This window comes from Streptomyces sp. NPDC002779 (assembly GCF_042888685.1).
GTDB lineage: Bacteria > Actinomycetota > Actinomycetes > Streptomycetales > Streptomycetaceae > Streptomyces.
Window position 1 is genome coordinate 690,652 of sequence record NZ_JBIAQC010000001.1, and the last position, 19,644, is coordinate 710,295.

The 19,644-nt window shown below is 72.2% G+C and carries 18 protein-coding genes; 11 read left to right on the top strand and 7 right to left on the bottom strand.

Going from position 1 to position 19,644, the window contains the following annotated elements:
* Positions 1 to 14: 14 nt before the first annotated feature.
* Genes ACFYW5_RS03115 through ACFYW5_RS03125 form a run of 3 tightly spaced genes read right to left on the bottom strand, consistent with a single transcriptional unit; the run spans position 15 to position 2,220 of the window.
* Positions 15 to 425, bottom strand: coding sequence for a RidA family protein (locus tag ACFYW5_RS03115; protein WP_389415189.1), 411 nt, complete (start codon positions 423 to 425; stop codon positions 15 to 17).
* Positions 422 to 1,183, bottom strand: a complete 762-nt coding sequence (locus ACFYW5_RS03120; RefSeq protein ID WP_389415190.1) for an IclR family transcriptional regulator — start codon at positions 1,181 to 1,183, stop codon at positions 422 to 424. Before ACFYW5_RS03120 ends, ACFYW5_RS03115 begins: the two co-directional genes overlap by 4 nt.
* The gene (locus ACFYW5_RS03125; RefSeq protein WP_389415191.1) at positions 1,180 to 2,220 is read right to left on the bottom strand and encodes a sugar kinase; all 1,041 of its coding nucleotides are present in this window, start codon (positions 2,218 to 2,220) and stop codon (positions 1,180 to 1,182) included. The genes ACFYW5_RS03120 and ACFYW5_RS03125 overlap by 4 nt, the downstream gene beginning before the upstream one ends.
* Positions 2,221 to 2,334: 114 nt before the next feature.
* On the opposite strand from ACFYW5_RS03125, the gene ACFYW5_RS03130 reads away from it, so the two are divergent.
* Positions 2,335 to 3,600, top strand: coding sequence for an alanine racemase (locus tag ACFYW5_RS03130; protein ID WP_389415192.1), 1,266 nt, complete (start codon positions 2,335 to 2,337; stop codon positions 3,598 to 3,600).
* A gap of 10 nt (positions 3,601 to 3,610) precedes the next feature.
* On the top strand, positions 3,611 to 5,197 hold the full coding sequence (locus ACFYW5_RS03135) for an amidohydrolase family protein (RefSeq protein WP_389415193.1): 1,587 nt from the start codon (positions 3,611 to 3,613) through the stop codon (positions 5,195 to 5,197).
* 4 nt (positions 5,198 to 5,201) lie between these two features.
* Here ACFYW5_RS03135 and ACFYW5_RS03140 read toward each other — a convergent pair whose 3' ends face one another.
* Both ACFYW5_RS03140 and ACFYW5_RS03145 read right to left on the bottom strand, forming a co-directional pair.
* Positions 5,202 to 6,044: a serine protease gene (locus ACFYW5_RS03140; protein ID WP_389415194.1), complete on the bottom strand. Its 843-nt coding sequence runs from the start codon at positions 6,042 to 6,044 to the stop codon at positions 5,202 to 5,204.
* A gap of 140 nt (positions 6,045 to 6,184) precedes the next feature.
* A complete protein-coding gene (locus tag ACFYW5_RS03145; protein ID WP_389415195.1) occupies positions 6,185 to 6,835 on the bottom strand; it encodes a hypothetical protein in 651 nt (216 codons plus the stop codon).
* Positions 6,836 to 7,058: 223 nt separating this feature from the next.
* Between ACFYW5_RS03145 and ACFYW5_RS03150 the strand changes: the two genes are divergently transcribed.
* The 6 genes from ACFYW5_RS03150 to ACFYW5_RS03175 all read left to right on the top strand — a co-directional run bounded on the left by ACFYW5_RS03150 (position 7,059) and on the right by ACFYW5_RS03175 (position 13,526).
* Complete coding sequence (locus ACFYW5_RS03150; RefSeq protein WP_389415196.1) at positions 7,059 to 8,270, top strand: pyridoxal phosphate-dependent aminotransferase; 1,212 nt, start codon at positions 7,059 to 7,061, stop codon at positions 8,268 to 8,270.
* 82 nt (positions 8,271 to 8,352) lie between these two features.
* The gene (locus ACFYW5_RS03155; protein ID WP_389415197.1) at positions 8,353 to 8,742 is read left to right on the top strand and encodes a hypothetical protein; all 390 of its coding nucleotides are present in this window, start codon (positions 8,353 to 8,355) and stop codon (positions 8,740 to 8,742) included.
* Between the two features lie 410 nt (positions 8,743 to 9,152).
* Complete coding sequence (locus ACFYW5_RS03160; protein WP_389415198.1) at positions 9,153 to 10,232, top strand: hypothetical protein; 1,080 nt, start codon at positions 9,153 to 9,155, stop codon at positions 10,230 to 10,232.
* Positions 10,233 to 10,244: 12 nt separating this feature from the next.
* On the top strand, positions 10,245 to 11,408 hold the full coding sequence (locus tag ACFYW5_RS03165; RefSeq protein ID WP_389415199.1) for a toxic anion resistance protein: 1,164 nt from the start codon (positions 10,245 to 10,247) through the stop codon (positions 11,406 to 11,408).
* The gene (locus tag ACFYW5_RS03170; RefSeq protein WP_389415200.1) at positions 11,405 to 12,931 is read left to right on the top strand and encodes a substrate-binding domain-containing protein; all 1,527 of its coding nucleotides are present in this window, start codon (positions 11,405 to 11,407) and stop codon (positions 12,929 to 12,931) included. Before ACFYW5_RS03165 ends, ACFYW5_RS03170 begins: the two co-directional genes overlap by 4 nt.
* On the top strand, positions 12,918 to 13,526 hold the full coding sequence (locus ACFYW5_RS03175; RefSeq protein ID WP_389415201.1) for a hypothetical protein: 609 nt from the start codon (positions 12,918 to 12,920) through the stop codon (positions 13,524 to 13,526). Before ACFYW5_RS03170 ends, ACFYW5_RS03175 begins: the two co-directional genes overlap by 14 nt.
* Here ACFYW5_RS03175 and ACFYW5_RS03180 read toward each other — a convergent pair.
* Both ACFYW5_RS03180 and ACFYW5_RS03185 read right to left on the bottom strand, forming a co-directional pair.
* Complete coding sequence (locus tag ACFYW5_RS03180) at positions 13,516 to 15,246, bottom strand: Ig-like domain repeat protein (RefSeq protein WP_389415202.1); 1,731 nt, start codon at positions 15,244 to 15,246, stop codon at positions 13,516 to 13,518. The two genes, ACFYW5_RS03175 and ACFYW5_RS03180, sit on opposite strands and share 11 nt — an antisense overlap.
* A gap of 191 nt (positions 15,247 to 15,437) precedes the next feature.
* On the bottom strand, positions 15,438 to 17,261 hold the full coding sequence (locus ACFYW5_RS03185; RefSeq protein WP_389415203.1) for a phosphoenolpyruvate carboxykinase (GTP): 1,824 nt from the start codon (positions 17,259 to 17,261) through the stop codon (positions 15,438 to 15,440).
* A gap of 212 nt (positions 17,262 to 17,473) precedes the next feature.
* Here ACFYW5_RS03185 and ACFYW5_RS03190 point away from each other — a divergent pair, with 212 nt between their 5' ends.
* The 3 genes from ACFYW5_RS03190 to ACFYW5_RS03200 are packed head-to-tail and all read left to right on the top strand — an operon-like array spanning position 17,474 to position 19,623.
* Positions 17,474 to 18,190 (top strand): hemolysin III family protein, encoded by a 717-nt coding sequence (locus ACFYW5_RS03190; RefSeq protein WP_389415204.1) that lies wholly within the window; start codon positions 17,474 to 17,476, stop codon positions 18,188 to 18,190.
* 38 nt (positions 18,191 to 18,228) lie between these two features.
* Positions 18,229 to 18,864 (top strand): TetR/AcrR family transcriptional regulator, encoded by a 636-nt coding sequence (locus tag ACFYW5_RS03195; RefSeq protein ID WP_389415205.1) that lies wholly within the window; start codon positions 18,229 to 18,231, stop codon positions 18,862 to 18,864.
* 33 nt (positions 18,865 to 18,897) lie between these two features.
* On the top strand, positions 18,898 to 19,623 hold the full coding sequence (locus tag ACFYW5_RS03200; RefSeq protein ID WP_389415206.1) for a Mut7-C RNAse domain-containing protein: 726 nt from the start codon (positions 18,898 to 18,900) through the stop codon (positions 19,621 to 19,623).
* The last annotated feature ends 21 nt before the right edge of the window (positions 19,624 to 19,644 follow it).

Below are 19,644 nucleotides of genomic sequence, written 5' to 3' on the forward strand. Positions count from 1 at the left end.
GAGTTGAGTGAGCGTCAGCCGAGGACGGCGAGCGCGTCGATCTCGATGAGCAGGCCCGCGGGAAGGCCGACGTAGACCGTCGTGCGCGCGGCGGGCGGGGCGGTGAGGTGCTGCGCCTCGAAGTAGGCGTTGTAGATCTCGTTCATCTCGGCGAAGTGGGCCACGTCCGTCAGATAGACGCGGATCATCATCACGTCGTCCCAGCTCGCGCCGCCCTCCTCGAGGATCGCCTGGACGTTGTCGAGGGTCTGCAGGGTCTGCTCGCGCAGGGTGGGGCCGGCGGGGGTGGGCGGCTTGCCCTCCTCGGCCGGCAGGAAGCCGACCTGGCCGGCGACCTGGAGGATGTTGCCCTTGCGCACGCCGTGCGAGAACTTCGCGGGCGGGGTGGTGTGGGTCGGCGGGGTGAGCGCGGTCTTGTCGGTCATACGGGGTCCTTTGCCGGGGTCTTGCCTGAGTACTCGCCGCTGATCTCGTCGGCCGTGCGGCGCACCAGCGGGAGGAGGGTGAGGAGTTCGTCGGCGGTGACGACGACGTTGGGGGCCGAGACCGACATCGCGGCGACGACCCTGCCGTCCGCGCCGCGGATGGGGGCGGCGACGCAGTTGATGGACTCCTCGTGGCCACCGAGGTCGGTGGCCCAGCCCTGTTCGCGCACCGCGTCCAGCTCCCGCAGGAAGGCGGGGGCGTTGGGTGTCGAACGGGACGTGTACATGGGGTAGTCGAGCTTCTCCGCGAGGGCGCGGCGCTCGGGTTCGGCGAGGTCGGCGAGGAGCAGCTTGGCGACGGCGGCGACGGTGATGGCGACCGGCTTGCCGATCCGCGAGTACATGCGGACCGGGTAGCGGCTCTCGACCTTGTCGATGTAGAGCACCTCGTCCTCCTCGTACACGGCGAGGTGGACGGTGTGTCCGCACGTGTCGTTGAGGCGGACGAGGTGGGGGTGGGCGATCTCGCGGATGTCGAGGTTCTCCATCGCCTCCTGGGCGAGGGCGATCAGCCGGGCGCCGAGGCGGTAGCGCTGGTCGGACTGGCGGTAGACCATGCCGTGCTCGTGCAGGGTGCGCAGCAGGCGCAGGGCGGTGGACTTGTGCACCCCCAGGCGGTCGGCGACCTGGCCCAGGTCGGCGGGGCCCTCGGCGAGCAGCGGCAGGATGCTCAGCGCGCGGTCTACGGTCTGGCTCATGGGGTGCGTACCTCCTCCTCGGCCCGGGGTGCGGCCGGTGTCCAGCCGGGGCCGAGTCGAAGTCTCCCCCACGCCTCGTCGCCGAGGGCGGCCAGCCGGTCGGCGGTGTCGCGGGCGGGGGGCGGGGCGAGGTCGCCGGGGGCGGTGAGGGCGGCGGCGGCCCAGAGGTGGCCGTGCCGGAGCCGGTCCCGCAGCGGGAGTTCGCGGAGGGTGGCGGAGAGGAACCCGGCGGCGAAGGCGTCCCCGGCGCCGGTGGCCGACACGACGTCGACCCGGAGGGCGGGCTGGAAGACGCGGGTGGACTCCTGGAACACCGTCGCGCCCTTCGCCCCCTCCTTCACCACCAGCACCCCCGGCTCGGGGAGCAGCTCCCGGATCCCGTCCGGGCCGCCTTCCACCCCCCATGCCTGCGCCGCCTCGTCCTCGCCCACGAACACGAGGTCGCTGCCGCGGGCGAGGCCGAGCAGGACGTCACCGGCCGCGGCCGGGTCCCGCCACAGGCCGGCCCGGTGGTTGACGTCGAAGGAGACGAGCGGGCGCCCGGGGCCGCGTTCGGTGAGCTTCTGCACCAGCGCCAGGCAGCTGCCGGAGAGGGCGGCGGTGATCCCGGACAGGTGCAGCACGCGCCCGGGGCCCACCTGCGCGTTCCGCACGCTCATCGCGGACGCCGCCGAGCCGGCCCGGTAGTACGCCACTTCGTGCGCGTCCGTCCCGCGGTCGCCGGCGGTGCGGAAGTACACGCCCGTCGGCCGCGCCGGGTCCCGGCCCACCGCCGACACATCGACGCCGTAGGAGCCGATCGCCTCGACCAGGTGGTCGCCGAAGCCGTCGGCGCCGACCCTGCTCACCCACCGCACCGAGTGTCCGGCGGCGGCCAGGGCGCAGGCGACGTTGGACTCGGCGCCGCCGATCGACCGGTCGAAGGAGGGCACGTCGGCGAGGCGGCCCGGCCGGGCGGGCAGGAACGCGACCATGGACTCGCCGAGCGCGACGACGTCCACGACGTCGGGGGTGTTGCCGGTCCCGGTGATGGTCACGATCGTCGTAGCTCCCCAGCCTTGTGCTCGTGTTGGCCGAGATGTTAGACAGCAGTAAGCGACATACGCAATGAGCGTTGCAAATAATGCAACGCACTGGATCAGGGAGGCCCCATGGCCGCTGAAGCGCTCGCCCGTCTGGCCGAGGAACGCGTCGACCACCGCTTCAAGGGCCTGCCGCCGGACGCCATGGGCCTGACCGTCGGCGAGCTGGCGGCCGAGCGGCGCAACCTCTTCACCGACGGCTTCGCCACCCCCGTGCTCGCCCTGTCCGCCGAGCGCCTGGCGCACAACCTGCGCCTGATGGAGACGTACGCCGAACGCCACGGCCTGGCCTTCGCCCCGCACGGCAAGACCTCCATGGCCCCGCAGCTCTTCCGGCGCCAGGTCGAGCACGGTGCCTGGGGCATCACGCTCGCGGTGCCCCATCAGGTGTGGGTGGCGCGGGAGTTCGGGATCCGCCGGGTGTTCCTCGCCAACGAACTGGTGGACGCGGCGGCCCTGCGCCGCCTGGCCGCGGAACTGGCCGCCGACCCGGAGTTCCGGTTCGTCTGCTACGTCGACTCCGTGCGCGGGGTGGAGCTGATGAACGCGGCGCTCAAGGGCGCCGCCCGGCCCGTCGACGTCGTCGTGGAACTCGCCGCGGGCGAGGGCGCGCGGACCGGGGTGCGCACCGAGGCCGAGTGCGCGGCAGTCGCCGACGCGGTGGCCGCCGCCCGGGCGCTGCGGCTGGTCGGCGTCGCCGGGTACGAGGGCGAGGTGCCGCGCGCCACCCCGGAGCGGGTGCACGCGTGGCTGCGCCGGCTGGTGGCGCTGGCCGAGGACTTCGACCGGGCGGGGCGGTTCGCGGACACCGACGAGATCGTCGTCAGCGCGGGCGGCAGCGCCTGGTTCGACGCGGTCGCCGACGTGTTCGCGCGGATCCCGGAACTCTCGCTGCCGGTACTGAAGTTGCTGCGCTCGGGCGCTTACGTCTCGCACGACGACGGCCACTACCGCAAGCTCACCCCGTTCAACCGGGTCCCCGCCGAGGGCGCCCTGGAGCCCGCGTTCCGGCTGTGGACGCAGGTGGTCTCCCGCCCCTCCGCCGAGCAGGCCTTCGTCAACGCCGGCAAGCGGGACGCCGCCTACGACATCGACCTGCCCCTCGCCCAGGTGGTCCGCCGGGACGGGGTGGAGCGTCCGGCGGCCGGCATCGAGGTGACCGCCCTGTCCGACCAGCACGCGTGGCTGCGCACGGCACCCGAGGCGGACCTGGAGGTCGGCGACTGGGTCGGCCTCGGCCTCTCCCACCCGTGCACGTCCTTCGACAAGTGGCCGCTGATCCCGGTCGCCGAGGCGGACGGCACGGTCGTCGACTACATCCGTACGTTCTTCTAGGAGGCCCGACGTGCAGGACCTGGTCATCCGGGACGCCGACGTGGTCGACGGCTCCGGCGCCGACTCCTACCGCGCCGACGTGGTCGTCGACGACGGCCGGATCGTCTCGATCGTGCGCGAGGCGGCCGCGGCGGGCTGCCAGCGCCCCTCCGCCCGGCGCGAGCTGGACGCCGAAGGGCTGGTCCTCTCCCCCGGCTTCGTCGACATGCACGCGCACAGCGACCTGGCCCTGCTGCGGGACCCGGACCACAGCGCGAAGGCCGCGCAGGGCGTGACGCTGGAGGTGATCGGCCAGGACGGGCTGTCGTACGCGCCGGTCGACGACCGTACGCTCGGCGAGGTGCGCCGCGCGATCACCGGCTGGAACGGCCACGGCGACGACATCGACTTCGACTGGCGGTCGGTCGGCGAGTACCTGGACCGCCTGGACCGGGGCGTCGCCGTGAACGCCGCCTACCTCGTCCCCCAGGGCACGATCCGCGCCCTCGCGGTCGGCTGGGAGGACCGCGAGGCCACGCCCGAGGAGCTGGCGAGGATGCGGCAACTGGTCGCGGAGGGCCTGGAGCAGGGCGCGGTCGGCATGTCCTCGGGCCTGACCTACACCCCCGGCATGTACGCCGAGGACGCCGAACTGACCGAACTGTGCCGGGTGGTGGCGTCGTACGGCGGCTACTACTGCCCGCACCACCGCTCCTACGGGGCGGGCGCGCTGGAGGCGTACGCGGAGATGGTGGCCCTGACCCGGGAGGCGGGCTGCGCCCTCCATCTGGCGCACGCCACGATGAACTTCGGGGTGAACAAGGGCCGGGCGCCGCAGCTGCTGGACCTGCTGGACGAGGCGCTGGCGGCCGGCGCGGACATCAGCCTCGACACCTACCCCTACACCCCCGGCTGCACGACGCTGGCCGCGCTGCTGCCGAGCTGGGCGAGCGAGGGCGGCCCGGAGGCGGTGCTGGCGCGGCTGGCGGACGAGGAGAGCGCCGAGCGGATCCGGCACCACCTGGAGGTGACCGGCTCGGACGGCTGTCACGGCGTGCCCGTCGAGTGGGACACGATCGAGATCTCGGGGGTGAGCGACCCCGCCCTCGCCGCGCACGTCGGCCACCGCCTGGACGGCTGGACCACGGCCCGCCGGCTGCTCCTGGCGGACCGCCTCGGCACCACGATCCTCCAGCACGTCGGCCACGAGGAGAACGTCCGGTCGATCATGCGCCACCGCGTCCACACCGGCGGCTCGGACGGCATCCTCCAGGGCACCAAGCCGCACCCGCGGGCGTACGGCACCTTCCCGCGGTACCTCGGCCACTACGTGCGGGAGTTGGGGGTGCTGTCACTGGAGGAGTGCGTCGCGCACCTCACCTCCCGCCCCGCGGCCCGGCTGCGCCTGCCGGACCGCGGTCTGGTCCGCGAGGGCTACCGGGCCGACCTCGTGCTGTTCGACCCGCGGACGGTGGCGGCGGGCTCGACGTACGAGGAGCCGAGGAGGTTGCCCACCGGCATCCCGTACGTCCTGATCGACGGCCGTTTCGTGATCGAAAACGGCCGCCGGACCGACGTGCTCGCGGGCCGGTCGGTGCGGCGCACGCCGGCGCGGTGAACGGTCACGGCTTGGGCAGGACGCAGCCGCTCGCGCTCAGGTCCAGCTTGTTGTCGATGCCGAAGCAGGCCGGGAACCGGTACGTCTGCTGGGCGTAGTTGATGCCCTGGCGGACGGTGACGTTGCCGCTCGCGTCGACCTCGCAGGGGTTGTTGACGGTGCAGCTCTGGCCGTCCATGTTGCCGGTGTTGTTCACGGCGACGACCGTGTTGGTGGCCCGGTCGAGCACCGGCGAGCCCGAGGTGCCGCCGATGGTGTCGCAGGCGGAGGTGTAACGGACGGAGTCCTTCCAGGTCCAGTCGCCCTCCTTCAGGCGGTACGCGAAGCCGTCGACGGAGCAGTTGTAGATCCGCTTCCAGTAGCCCGAGACGACGCTGATGGCGGTGCCGGCGACGGGGCGGGTGTCGCCGAGGGTGAGCGCGCTGATGCCGTACGAGGACCTGATCTGCGCGTAGGTGCGGGTGAGCTGGTAGATCGCGGCGTCGGTGTCGGTCATCGTCGCGTAGCTGATCTTGGCGGCGCGCAGGGTGGCGACGCGGGTGCCGGCGGAGTTGAGCAGCCCGAAGGAGCGGCTGGAGGGCCGGTCGACGACGACCTCGCCGGGCGCGGGGAAGCCGGTCTCCAGGCAGTGGCCGTTGGTGAGCACGAGCGCGGGGTCGTTGTCCTCGGAGTCGGGCATCCGCACGACGGATCCGGAGCAGTTGCTGAGCGACACGGTCCCGGCGAAGGTGACGGCCTGGATCGCGGGCGCGGCGCTGTCGCTCCGGTCGGGAGCGGCGACCGCGGGTGCCGCGCCGGCCCCGGCCAGGGCCAGGGCGGACAGCGCGACGACGAGAGGCTTTCTCATGTGGGGGTCCCCTCTTGCACCGAAGGTGACCGGAGATCTTCCGGCCACCCGCTGATTTGTCATGCGCATTGTTGTGTGAGGGGGTGCCGGGAACAAGCAGTCGTTTCCGGCCACGGCGGCCGGCCCGAGGCGCCTGCGGCCTACCGCGGCCTTTTGGTGCTGCCCGAGCCGCTTCCGGGCTTCTTCCCGGAGTTGCCGGGGCCGGTGTCGCCCGAGGCGGTGGTGGCAATGGCGGTGGCGGTGGGCTCGGGGGATTCGGTGGCGGGGGCCGTGGTCGTGGGGGCGGCGGAGTCCTCGCCGGACGTCCGCGGCCGCGTCGGCTCCGCCTCGCCGGGGGAGGCCGTGGTGCCCGGCGCCCCGGAGGCGGCGGCCGGCGGAGTCGGGGGCGGGGTCGCGGACGGGTCCGTCGGCGTGCCGGCGTCGCCCCTGGATGTGCCGTCGTCGCCCGTCGGCGTGCCGGTGTCGTCCTGCGCCGAGCGGGCCGGGTCCTTCTTGCCCTCCGAGCCGCCCGAGGAGGAGTCGGAGGAGAACCCGAAGCCCGCCACCAGGGCGGCGACCGAGACCGTGCCCAGCGCGCCGGCGGCCATCAGGAGGGGGCGGCGCTGGTCCCGGCGGCGGTGCGAGCGGCGGGCGGCGCGGCCGCCGGTGCCGGGCTCCCAGCCGCCGTCCGGCGCGCCGGTCACCCGCGGCAGCTCGCTCGTCTCGTCGTACGCGTTCTGCCAGCCGTGCGCCAGGGCCGGGTCGCGGTACTCCTCGTAGTCGGGGGACGGGGCCGCCTGCGGGACGTACACCCGCGGCGGGACCTGAGGGCCCTCACCGTGGGGGCCAGTGACACCGTTGGGGGCATTCACGCTGTTCGTCCCGTTTCCGTGCTGCGGTGGCTGGGCATGGCCGCGCATTGTAGAGACGGGAGGCGCACGGGGGACAGCCGTCGGCGATAACCCCCCAAACCACCCGTCTCATGTGGTGGGAAACACGGCCCATGGGGCGTTACCGGGCCGTAAGCTCACCGGCATGCAGGTGATCCAGTCGACCAAGCTCGCCAACGTCTGTTACGAGATCCGGGGCCCGGTTCTCGAGGAGGCCATGCGGCTGGAGGCGGCGGGTCACCGCATCCTCAAGCTGAACACCGGCAACCCCGCGGCCTTCGGCTTCGAGTGCCCGCCGGAGATCCTGGAGGACATCCTCCGCAACGTCTCCTCGGCCCATGGGTACGGCGACGCCAAGGGGCTGCTCGCGGCGCGCCGGGCGGTCGTCATGCACAACCAGACCCTCGGCATCGAGACCGACGTCGAGCACGTCTTCGTCGGCAACGGCGTCTCCGAGCTGATCGTCATGGCGATGCAAGGGCTGCTGGACGACGGCGACGAGGTGCTGGTGCCCTCGCCGGACTACCCGCTGTGGACCGCCGCCGTCTCGCTGTCCGGCGGAACCGCGGTGCACTACCGCTGCGACGAGCAGTCCGACTGGATGCCCGACCTCGCCGACGTGGAGCGGAAGATCAGCGACCGCACCAAGGCGATCGTCATCATCAACCCGAACAACCCCACGGGTGCCGTCTACGACGAGGCCGTGCTCAAGGGGCTCACGGACCTCGCGCGCCGGCACAACCTCCTCGTCTGCTCCGACGAGATCTACGACAAGATCCTCTACGACGGCGCCACCCACACCCCGACCGCCAAGGTCGCCCCGGACCTGCTGACCCTGACCTTCAACGGCATGTCGAAGGCGTACCGGGTGGCCGGTTACCGCGTCGGCTGGATGTCGATCTCCGGTCCGCGGGCCCATGCCGACTCCTACATCGAGGGCCTGACGATCCTCGCCAACATGCGGCTGTGCGCCAACATGCCCGGTCAGCACGGCGTCGTCGCCGCCCTCAGCGGGCGGCAGACCATCAAGGACCTGGTCCTGCCGGGCGGGCGGCTCAAGGAGCAGATGGACGTCGCCTACGAGCTGCTCACGCAGATCCCCGGGGTGAGCTGCGTACGCCCCAAGGGCGCCCTCTATCTCTTCCCCCGCCTCGATCCCCAGGTCTACAAGATCAAGGACGACCGGCAGCTCGTCCTGGACCTGCTGCGGCGCGAGAAGATCATGGTGGTCCAGGGCACCGGGTTCAACTGGAGCGAGCCCGACCACTTCCGGGTCGTGACGCTGCCGACGGTCGGGGATCTGCGGGACGCGGTGACCCGGATCGGGAACTTCCTCGACGGTTACAGCCAGCCCTGAGGACCCGATCTACGCTCGGCTCAACTTTAGACGGAATCTAAGCTAGGATGGTTTCCTGTCAGAGCACAGGAGGCCATCCCCCATGTACGAACCGATCCGCACCAAGTCGGTCCACACGATGGCCGGCACCACCTCCGACTTCCCCCACCGGACGCGCGAGGAGGAGCTGGACATCCAGCTGGCGGGTCATCTCGCCGCACTGCTGGCGGTCACCGACGAACTGCGCGCCCTGGCCCCGTCCGCCGACCTGGACGCCGCCACCGAGCGGCTCGCGGAGCAGGTGACCCGGCTCCGGGGCGGTGCCGCGGTGCGTGCGGTGCCCACGGGCGAGGCCCGTGACCTGCCGGCGCTGCACCAGCGGGCGCACACGCTCGCCGGGCGCGCCCTGGTCGTCGCGGCGTCCCGCGCCGACACGGCGGCGGCCATTCTGGCGGCGGAGCGGATGGACGCGCACGCGTGCTGCGCGGCTTGAGCGGCGGCCGCGTACTGCGCTGCTTGAGCCGCGGCGCCTTGTCGCCGTAGGGCCTGACGTCGCCCTGCGGCTGCGGGAGCGCGGTGGCTTGTCGCGCAGTTCCCCGCGCCCCTTTCGGGGCGCCCACAGTCGGCCCCGGTCCGCGTGCACCCGCAGCGACGCGCGGACCGGGCGCCATGCACTGCGTTGGCTTGAGCCGCGGCGCCTTGTCGCCGTAGGGGTTTCTGGCGCGTCGGCGGCTGCCTGTCGTGGGTGGTTGCTCGCGCCGTTCCCCGCGCCCCTTTCGGGGCGCCGCACGCCGCGTCGGATTTCCCGTGCCCTTCGGGGTGTTGCAGGACCGGGGTCGGTATGACTCCTGGTGTTCATCGGGGGTGGCGGGGAATGTTGGGTTCCGGGAGCACTCTCGGCGTGTGAGACGAATCATCGGAATCGTCCTCGCGGTGGTGCTGATCGGCGGCGTGGTGGCGGCTGTCGTGGCGGGCCGGGAATCCGGGGACACGGGCACGGCAACGAAGACCGTGCGAGCAGTGATCGGGTCGGAGAAGGCGGAGTTCTTCGCCGATCCCGACGTGGTGGAGGCCCTGGCCGCCCAGGGCTACACCGTGCGGACGGAGACGTCCGGGTCCTGGGCGATGGAGGGGCTCGACCTCAAGGGGTACGACCTCGCCTTCCCCTCCAGCAAGGCGCCCGCCGACGAACTGGCCGCCAAGTACGAGGTGCGCCAGCCGCTGCCGCGGCCCTTCTACTCCCCCCTCGTCGTGGTGGCCCACCGCAACGCCGTCGGCGTCCTCGCCGCAAACGGCCTGGCGACGCTGGACGGGGAGCACCGCGGCACCCTGAGGATGACCGCCTACCTCGACGCCGCCCGCGCGGACCGGACCTGGCAGCAGCTCAAGGGCGCCGACCAGCACGGCGAGCTGACCGGCACCCTCTTCATCGCCTCGACCGACCCGCAGACCTCCAACTCGGGCGCGCTGTACCTCGCCGCGGCCTCCTGGGTCGAGGGCGGCGGCCGGGTCGCCGCGAGCGCCGAGGACGTCGAGGCGACCGCGCCGCTGATGCGCAAGCTGATCAGCGTGCAGGGCGCCCAGCAGTCCAGCACCGACGCGGCGTTCCGGGACTTCGTCAGCGGCGCCGGGAACCCGCTGGTCCTCGTCTACGAGTCGCAGGTCGCCGCGCTGCTCGGGCAGGGCGAGGGCGGCGTGGCCGACCTGACCGTCCTCTACCCGGACACCACCGCCAACAGCGACCACACCGTCGTACCGCTGACCGAGGAGGGCCGGGCGCTGGGCGACCTGCTCGGCTCGGACCCCCGGCTGCGCGAACTCGCGGTCCGGCACGGGTTCCGGCCGCAGGGCGCCCGCGCCGAGTTCACCTCGGCCACCGCCGCGCACGCGGCCTATCTCAACCAGCAGCTCACCGGCGTCCGGCAGGTGCCCGTGCCCACCTCCGCGGTGCTGCACGACATGGCACGCCGGGCCGGATCCTAGGGGGAACCGCACATGACCGAGGAAACCTTCACGCTCACCCCGCCCGAGGCCGTCGCGCCGGTGCCGCGGGAGAAGGCCGGCGGGCTGGTCCCCGTCGACGAGGGCGTCCGCGCGGGCATCGCGCAGAAGGCCGCCGACTACGTACAGACGCTCGCATCCCTCGACGCCCGTTCCCCGGAGTTCGCCGGAAAGGTCGGGGAGATCACCGCTCTCGGCGCCGGTGAGATGCGCAGCGCCGCCGCGCAGTCCAACCGGATGCTGGAGCGGACCGTGCGCAGCCTGCCCGACAAGGGCGGGGACGCCCAGTCGCAGGTCGCGGGCTCGCTGGTGGAACTGCGCCGCGTGGTCGAGGACTTGGACCCGCGTGACCTGCCCGCCTCCAGGGGCCGCAAGTTCCTCTCCCGGCTGCCCGGCGGCAACCGGCTGCGCGACCACGTCGCCAAGTACGCCTCCGCACAGGGCACCCTCAACAAGATCGTGGGCTCGCTGCGCGGCGGCCAGGACGAACTGCGCCGGGACAACGCGGCGTTGCAGACCGAGCGGGTCCGCCTGTGGGAGACCATGGGCAAGCTCCAGGAGTACGTCGTCCTCACCGAGGCCCTCGGCACCGCCGTCGAGGAGCACATCGCCGGGGCCGCCGATCCCGGAGCGGCCGACTCGCTCCGCGCCGACGTCCTCTTCCCCGTCCGGCAGAAGCACCAGGACCTGCTCACCCAGCTCGCGGTGTGCGCGCAGGGCTACCTCGCCATGGACGTCGTACGGCGCAACAACGACGAGCTGATCAAGGGCGTCGACCGGGCCGCCACCACGACCGTGTCGGCGCTGCGCATCTCGGTGATGCTGGCGTCCGCGCTGGACAACCAGAAGAAGGTCGTCGAGCAGGTCAACGCGTTGCGCGGGACCACCGAGGACCTGGTGCGGGGCAACGCCGAGATGCTCGCCACGCAGAGCGGGGAGATCCAGCGCATCGCCGCCGACCCCGCGGTCGGCGCGGAGACCCTGCGGTCGGCGTTCCAGCAGATCTACCGGACCCTGGACGCCATCGACACGTACAAGGTCCGGGCGACCGAGGCGATGGCGACGACCGTGGAGAACCTGACCTCCGAACTCCAGCACGCCTCCGCCTACTTGGAGCGCAGCCGGAACCGGGGCGCGCTGGACGGGGGCCTCGGATGAGACGCCGCGCCGCCCTGCTCACCGTCGCCCTGCTCGCCACCGCCTGCACCGCGCAGGGGGACAAGGAGCCCGACTCCCCCGGGCCCGGCACCCTGCGCGTCCTCGCCTCCAGCGAACTCGCCGACATGACGCCGGTGCTCGACCGGGTCGAGCAGGACACCGGCATCAAGGTCGACGCCACCTACCTGGGCACCCTGGACGCCGTGGAGCTGCTCGCCAAGGGCGGCACGGACGGGAAGTTCGACGCCGTGTGGCTGTCGTCCAACGACTATCTGCGGCTGCGCCCCGAGGCGGCGAGGAAGGTCGTCTCGGAGACCCCGGTGATGAGCAGCCCGGTCGCCATCGGCGTCAGGCCGGACACCGTGCGCGAGCTGGGCTGGAAGCCGGAGCAGGTCACCTGGTCGCAGGTCGAGCGGGCGGTACGGGACGGGAAGCTGACGTACGGCATGACCGACCCGGCACGCTCCAACTCCGGGTTCGCCACGCTCGTCTCGGTCGCCTCCGCCCTCTCCGGCGCCCAGTCGGCGCTCACGGACGCGGACGTCGACCGGGCCCGCCCGCGGCTGAAGGAGTTCTTCCGGGGCCAGCGGCTGACCTCGGGCTCCTCGGGCTGGCTGGCGGCCGCCTACCAGCGGCGCGGGGACGTGGACGCGATGCTCAACTACGAGTCCGTCCTCAAGGGCATCCCGGACCTGACCGTGATCCGCCCGAGCGACGGTGTCGTCACCGCCGACTACCCCCTGTCCACGCTCGCCGCCACGGACGCCGGGACCCGGGAGACCGTGCGCCGGCTGGCCGAGGCCCTGCGCGGCCCGGACCTGCAGCAGGAGATCACCGACCTCACCCACCGCCGCCCGGTCGTCGCCTCCGTGACCCCGGGCGCGGGCCTGGACACCGGCCGCCGCCGCGAACTGCCCTTCCCCGGCGGCCGCTCCGTCGCCGACGGACTGCTCGACGCCTACGAGAACGAGCTGCGCCGCCCGTCCCGGACGGTGTACGTCCTCGACACCTCGGGCTCGATGCGCGGCGACCGCCTGACCCGCCTGAAGTCGGCGCTCACCGGGCTCACCGGCGACTTCCGCGAGCGGGAGGAGGTGACGCTGATGCCGTTCGGCTCGGACGTCAAGAGCGTGCGCACCCATGTCGTCGACCCCGCGGACCCGGCTTCCGGACTCGACGCCATCCGCGAGGACACCGCGGCGCTCACCGCAGAGGGCGACACCGCGATCTACACCTCGCTGGAGGAGGCGTACGGCCATCTCGGCGCCGGCCGGGACACGTTCACGTCGATCGTGCTGATGACGGACGGCGAGAACACCGCGGGCGCCGAGGCGGCGGAGTTCGACGCCTTCTACGCCGGGCTCGACCGGGACCGGCGCGGCACGCCCGTCTTCCCCATCCTCTTCGGCGACTCCGACCGGGCCGAGCTGGAGCACATCGCCGACCTGACCGGCGGCCGTCTCTTCGACGCCCGGCAGGGCTCGCTGGACGGCGCCTTCGAGGAGATCCGTGGCTATCAGTAGGTACCTCGAGTCCCGCAAGAACATCGCCGGCAGCGTCTGCGGGATCGCCGGGCTCGCACTGACCTTCGCCGGGGTGGCGGGCCCGTACTGGCCGGTCGTCGTCGCGGGACTGTACGGCGCGGGCGCGCTGATCGCCCCCCCGGAGCGGCCCGCCCTGCCGGCCTTCCCGGACCCGTCGGAGCAACTGCAGGAGCTGCGCCGCGACTTCGAGAAGCTGTGCGGGTATCTGGTGGAGGTCGAGCTGCCCCCGGCCACCGAGGGACGGCTGACCGAGCTGACGAACCTGCTCACCGCGCTGCTGACGCCGGGCTGGGCCGGACAGTTGCTCGCCGGGGACCCGGAGGGCCTGCACACCCTGGGGCGGGCCGTGCGGCAGGACCTTCCCGAGGCCGTCGACAGCTTCGTACGGGCGAGGTGGTGGACGCGGCTGACGCCGGGACAGGAGCCCCCGGAGCGGCATCTGGAGCGGCAGCTCGGTCTGCTGCGGCAGGAGGCGGAGCGCCTGGCGGCGGGCCTGCGGGACACCGAGGCCCGCCGCCAGGAGACCCACACCCGGTACCTGGAGGGCCGGGGCGGGGAGGGGATCAGCGCGTGACGTGGACCGTCGCGGACGCCGTGGCGCCCAGGTGGAGGTCGTCGCCGGGCCAGCTGACCGTGTAGGTGACGTCGCGGCGGGCGCGCGGGATGTCGTTGATGGTGAAGGTGCCGTCCGCGCGAACCGTCACCGACGACAGGGTGCCGGTGCCGAGGCGGTCGGTGCGCTCGACCTTGAGCACCGGCCGGTCGGGCAGCGCCTTGCCCTGGGCGGTGAACGTGCCGGTGATCTCCACGCCCGAGCTGATCGAGGCCTCCGCCGGGGCGGTGAGCGCGATCGAGGCGGGCGCCTTGCCGACGGTGACCGTGGTGGTGGGGCCGTCCGCCGGGCGGTGGGTGAGGTCGCCGAGGAAGGAGACGCGGTAGGTGGCCTCACCGAGCAGACCGGGCTCGTCGAGGACGGTGTAGGAGCCGTCCTCCTTGACGGTGAAGGTGCCCAGGTCGTGGGTGCCGGCCGCGTCCGTACGGCTGGCGGTGACCTTGAAGGGCTGCCCGGGCGCCGGGCCGTCCCACTCCAGCTTGCCGCGCACGGCGAGCGGTTCGCCCGCGACCGCCTGGGCGGGGCTGTGGGTCAGCCCGCCGGTGAAGCGGACGTCGTACTGCACGGCCGGGGGCTGGATGATGTGCAGCCAGTACTGGCTGCCGGTGGCGTTGGTGGTGACGGCGAACAGCCGGGAGCCGTCGGCCGACCACTCCATGCCGCGCGGCACGACCCGGTCGCCGTCCTGGCTGCCCTCGAAGACGAACTCCAGCGGGGCCGTGGCGTCGCCGGAGTCCGCGGGCTGCACCAGCAGGTCGGGGGTGGCGCCGGTGGCCGAGGCGCCGCGCGCCAGGTACGCGCCGTCGCCGCTGAAGGCGACGGCGCTGGCGGTGGCTCCGGCCGGCAGGGCCTGGTAGCCGGTGGCCGCGTCGGACAGGTCACCGGTGTTGAGCAGCCGGGTGCCGGTCCTGGCGTCGGCGAGGGCGATCTTCGCCCCGTCCGGGGAGACGGCGATGTCCTTGAGGTCCAGGGCGCCCTGGCCGGTGTCGTCGGCGAAGCGGCGGGTGGCGTCGCGCACCGGGGTCTCGCCGCTTCCGTCGAAGACGCTGAGGAACGGGTTCGGTGCCGAGGAGTTGAGCTGCTGGCCCATCACGAAGGTGTCGTTCGGGCCGCCCTCCAGCAGGAGCTTGCCGGTGTCGTTCCAACCGGTGCGCTGCCAGCCGCCGTTGGCGATCGTGTCCAGGGTGGAGGCCGCCGTGGCGCACTGGGTGAGGTTGTCGGCCCACTGCGAGGTGTAGTACGGGTTGCCTCCGGCGACCACGACCTCGCGCCCGCACTGGTCGCTGGGCACGCTGGGCGCGCTCTTGATGGCCAGGGTGGCGGTGTCGTAGGCGGATATCCGGTAGCGCTCTCCGACGTACAGCGTGCTCGCGTCGGCGCTGAGCGCCAGGCCGGAGACGTGGTAGGTGGTGTGGATGGTGGAGATGCGCTCGCCCTGGAAGGTGTAGACGGCGATCTGTCCGTAATTGGCGTGAGAGCCCACGTCCGCGTCGGTGAGGAAGATGCGCTCGTGGACGCTGTCGACGGCCAGCGACCCGTACGAGGTGAACGGCAGCTTGGCCACGGTGTCCGAGGCCGCCGCGTGCGCCGCGGGCGCCGCGGCGACGGTGAGTCCGGTCCCGGCGAGGACCGCGGCGAGGACGGTGGCCGCCAGGCGTCCGGAACGGCGTGCTGTATTCAACTGTGCCCCCCACAGGCTGTGTCGGGCCCCACCGGAAGCGGCGGGACCCGTGTGCCCCCATGTAACAGGGGTGAAGATCCTGTGTTCAAGGGGCCGCGAGGGAGGGCGTGTCGCTGCCGCCCGCGGCCGGCCCGTGACGATCACTGGTCAGGGCTCCCATCGGAGGCCGGCCGCGGGGGTTCATGAGGGGACTAGCCCAGGCGCTGCACCAGCGCGTGGTACTCGTCCCACAGCTCCTTCGGCGTGTGGTCGCCGAAGGTGTTGAGGTGGTCGGGGACCAGCGCGGCCTCCTCGCGCCAGACCTCCTTGTCGACCGTGAGGAGAAACTCCAGGTCGGAGTCGGCCAGTTCGAGGCCGTTGGTGTCGAGGGCGTCCTTCGTCGGCAGGATGCCGATCGGGGTCTCGACGCCCTCAGCCTTGCCCTCGAGCCGCTCCACGATCCACTTCAGGACCCGGGAGTTCTCGCCGAAGCCGGGCCAGACGAACTTGCCCTGGTCGTTCTTGCGGAACCAGTTGACGTAGTAGATCTTCGGGAGCTTCGCGGCGTCCTTGTCCTTGGCGACGTCGACCCAGTGGCCCATGTAGTCGCCCATGTTGTAGCCGCAGAACGGCAGCATGGCGAACGGGTCGCGGCGCAGCTCGCCGACCTTGCCCTCGGCGGCGGCGGTCTTCTCGGAGGCGACGTTCGCGCCGAGGAAGACGCCGTGGTTCCAGTCGAAGGACTCCGTGACCAGCGGTACGGCGGTGGCGCGCCGGCCGCCGAAGAGGATCGCGGAGATCGGCACGCCCTTGGGGTCCTCCCACTCGGGCGCGATGATCGGGCACTGCGCGGCCGGGACGGTGAAGCGGGCGTTGGGGTGGGCGGCCGGCGTCTGAGAGGAGGGCGTCCAGTCGTTGCCCTTCCAGTCGGTGAGGTGGGCCGGGGTCTCCTCCGTCATGCCCTCCCACCAGACGTCGTTGTCGTCGGTCAGCGCCACGTTGGTGAAGACGGAGTTGCCCCACAGCGTCTTCATCGCGTTGGCGTTGGTGTGCTCACCGGTGCCGGGCGCGACGCCGAAGAACCCGGCCTCGGGGTTGATCGCGTACAGGCGGCCGTCCTCGCCGAAGCGCATCCAGGCGATGTCGTCGCCGATCGTCTCGACGGTCCAGCCGGAGATGGTGGGCTCCAGCATGGCGAGGTTGGTCTTGCCGCAGGCGCTCGGGAAGGCGGCGGCGACGTACTTGGACTCGCCCTGCGGCGGGGTGAGCTTCAGGATCAGCATGTGCTCGGCGAGCCAGCCCTCGTCGCGGGCCATGACGGAGGCGATGCGCAGGGCGTAGCACTTCTTGCCGAGCAGGGCGTTGCCGCCGTAGCCGGAGCCGTAGGACCAGATCTCGCGGGACTCCGGGAAGTGGGAGATGTACTTGGTGGAGTTGCAGGGCCACGGCACGTCCGCCTCGCCCTCGGCCAGCGGCGCTCCGAGCGTGTGCACGGCACGCACGAAGAAGCCGTCGGAGCCGAGCTCGTCGAGGACGGGCTGCCCCATGCGCGTCATGGTGCGCATGGACACGGCGACGTAGGCGGAGTCGGTGATCTCGACGCCGATCGCGGAGAGGTCCGAGCCGAGGGGGCCCATGCAGAACGGGACGACGTACATCGTCCGGCCCTTCATCGAGCCGCGGAAGATCCCCTTCTGACCCGCGAAGATCTCCCGCATCTCGGCGGGGGCCTTCCAGTGGTTGGTGGGGCCCGCGTCCTCTTCCTTCTCGGAGCAGATGAAGGTGCGGTCCTCGACACGCGCCACGTCGGTGGGGTCGGAGGCCGCGTAGTAGGAGTTGGGGCGCTTGATCGGGTCGAGCCGCTTGAAGGTGCCCTTCGCCACGAGCTCCTCGCACAGGCGCTCGTACTCGGCCTCGGATCCGTCGCACCAGACCACGTTGTCCGGCTCGGTCAGTTCCGCGATCTCGTCGACCCACGAGATCAGTTCCTGATGGGTGGTGGGGACGCCGGGGGGAGCCGCGATGTCGCGCGCCACGATTGCTCCTAAATGAGGGATTTTGGGTTGGAGGCCCCGTGGGGGCTGCGACCCGGATGCTTGCCAGAGGGGTGCCTGGCGCTCATCCGGTGCCGACCGCACTCATTTGATCATCCGACGCGAGTGCCCATATGTCCAGAGGGCGTCACAGGTGAGCGAGCGTGAGGCTGGCCACGTCCGCTTCCTACGGACCCGTAGGTACGATTCACCCTATGAATGCGTCCGTCCCCGACGCGCCCATGGACCCTCCGGCCGCCGACGGCAGCGGTCCAGTCGCGCTCTCCCTCCCCCACCCGGTCAAGCCCAAGCTCCGAGGCTGGCTGCACCTCGGCATGTTCCCGGCCGTGGTCATCGCCGGCCTGGTGCTGACCGCCCTCGCCGACTCCCCCAGAGGCCGCCTGGCCTGCGGGATCTACGCCTTCACGGCCTGTCTGCTGTTCGGCGTCAGCGCGCTGTACCACCGGGGTGACTGGAGTCCGCGCATGGACGGCATCCTGCGCCGGCTCGATCACTCCAACATCTTCCTGATCATCGCCGGCACCTACACCCCGCTGACCATGCTGCTCCTGCCGGACAGCAAGGGGCGGTGGCTGCTGTGGGGGATCTGGGCCGCCGCGCTCGCGGGCATCGCCTTCCGGGTCTTCTGGGTGGGCGCCCCGCGCTGGCTCTACACGCCCTGCTACATCGCGATGGGCTGGGCGGCCGTCTTCTTCCTGCCCGACTTCATGCGCTCGGGCGGCATCGCGGTCCTGGTCCTGGTGATCACCGGCGGCGTCCTGTACAGCGTGGGCGGCGTCATCTACGGCATCAAGCGGCCCAACCCCTCACCGCGCTGGTTCGGCTTCCACGAGGTCTTCCACTCCTTCACCCTGGCGGCCTTCGTCGTGCACTACGTCGGCATCTCCCTGGTGGCCTACCAGCACGCCTAGCCCCTGCCCGCGGGGACCCGTGACCCCGGTGCCCGACAATGGCCCGCATGACGGCCGCACGCACCACCTCCGCCGACCTCTCCCAGCTGGGACTCAGAGAGCGGAAGAAGATCAGGACCCGGACGGCGATCCGCACCGCGACGTACGCGCTCGTCCGGGAGCAGGGCTACGACGCCACCACCGTCGAGCAGATCGCCGAGCGCGCCGAGGTGTCGCCGTCCACCGTCTTCCGCTACTTCCCGGCCAAGGAGGACATCGTCCTCACCGACGAGTTCGCCCCGGTCCTGCTGGCGGAGATCCGCGAGCGGCCGGCGGACGAGCCGTGGCCGCGGACCCTGCGGCAGGTGATGACGAAGGCCGTCGCCCTCGCCCTGGAGGAGGACCCCGACATCCTCAGGCTGCGGGCGCGGCTGATGGCCCAGGTGCCGGCGGTACGCTCCCGGCTGCTGGAGACCATGTCGCTCACCGGCAGGCTGCTCACCGAGGCCATCGCCGAGCGCACCGGCCAGGACCCGGGCGCTCTGGAGCTCCGCGTCCACACGATGTCCCTGATCGGCGGCCTGACGGAGATCACCCTGTACTGGGCCGAGCACGACTTCGCCGACGACCTCCCGGCGCTGGTGCACCGCGCCCTGGACGTCCTCGAACACGGTCTGCCCCCGGAAAAGCCCTGAGCCGGCTCCCCCGCGCCATGGCATCCTGACCGGGTGACCGCACCGGAGATCCGCTTCGAAGTCGCCCCCGAGCTGGCCCTGTTCGTCCCGCACGGCCGCCGGTCCGGCGCCACCGCCCTCGTCACCGACGGAGTCTCCTCCCTCGGCCATGTCGTGGAGTCCCTGGGCGTGCCGCTCACCGAGGTCGGGACGCTGGAGGTGGACGGCCGGGAGGTGCCGGTGTCCTACGTCGCCGCGGCGGGCGACTCCGTCCGGGTGAACGCGGTCGAGCGCCCCCAGCGGGTGCCGGGCGCTCCGCTGCGCTTCCTGCTCGACGTCCATCTGGGCACCCTCGCCCGGCGGCTGCGGCTGCTCGGCGTGGACACGGCGTACGAGTCGACGGACATCGGGGATCCGGCCCTCGCGGCGCGTTCGGCGGCGGAGCAGCGGGTCATGCTCAGCCGCGACCGGGGCCTGCTGCGCCGCCGCGAGCTGTGGGCGGGCGCCTACGTCTACAGCACCCGCCCCGAGGACCAGCTCCGGGACGTCCTGGAGCGGTTCCGCCCCGACCTGCACCCGTGGACCCGCTGCACCGCCTGCAACGGCCTGCTCAAGGAGGCCACGAAGGAGGAGGTCGCCGACCAGCTCCACGGCGGCACCCAGCGGTCCTACGACGTGTTCGCCCAGTGCCTGGAGTGCGGCCGGGCGTACTGGAAGGGCGCGCACCACGAGCAGCTGGTGGCCATCGTGGAACGCGCCCTCACGGAGTTCGCGGGTTAGCGTCGGCGCCTGGGGAGTTGT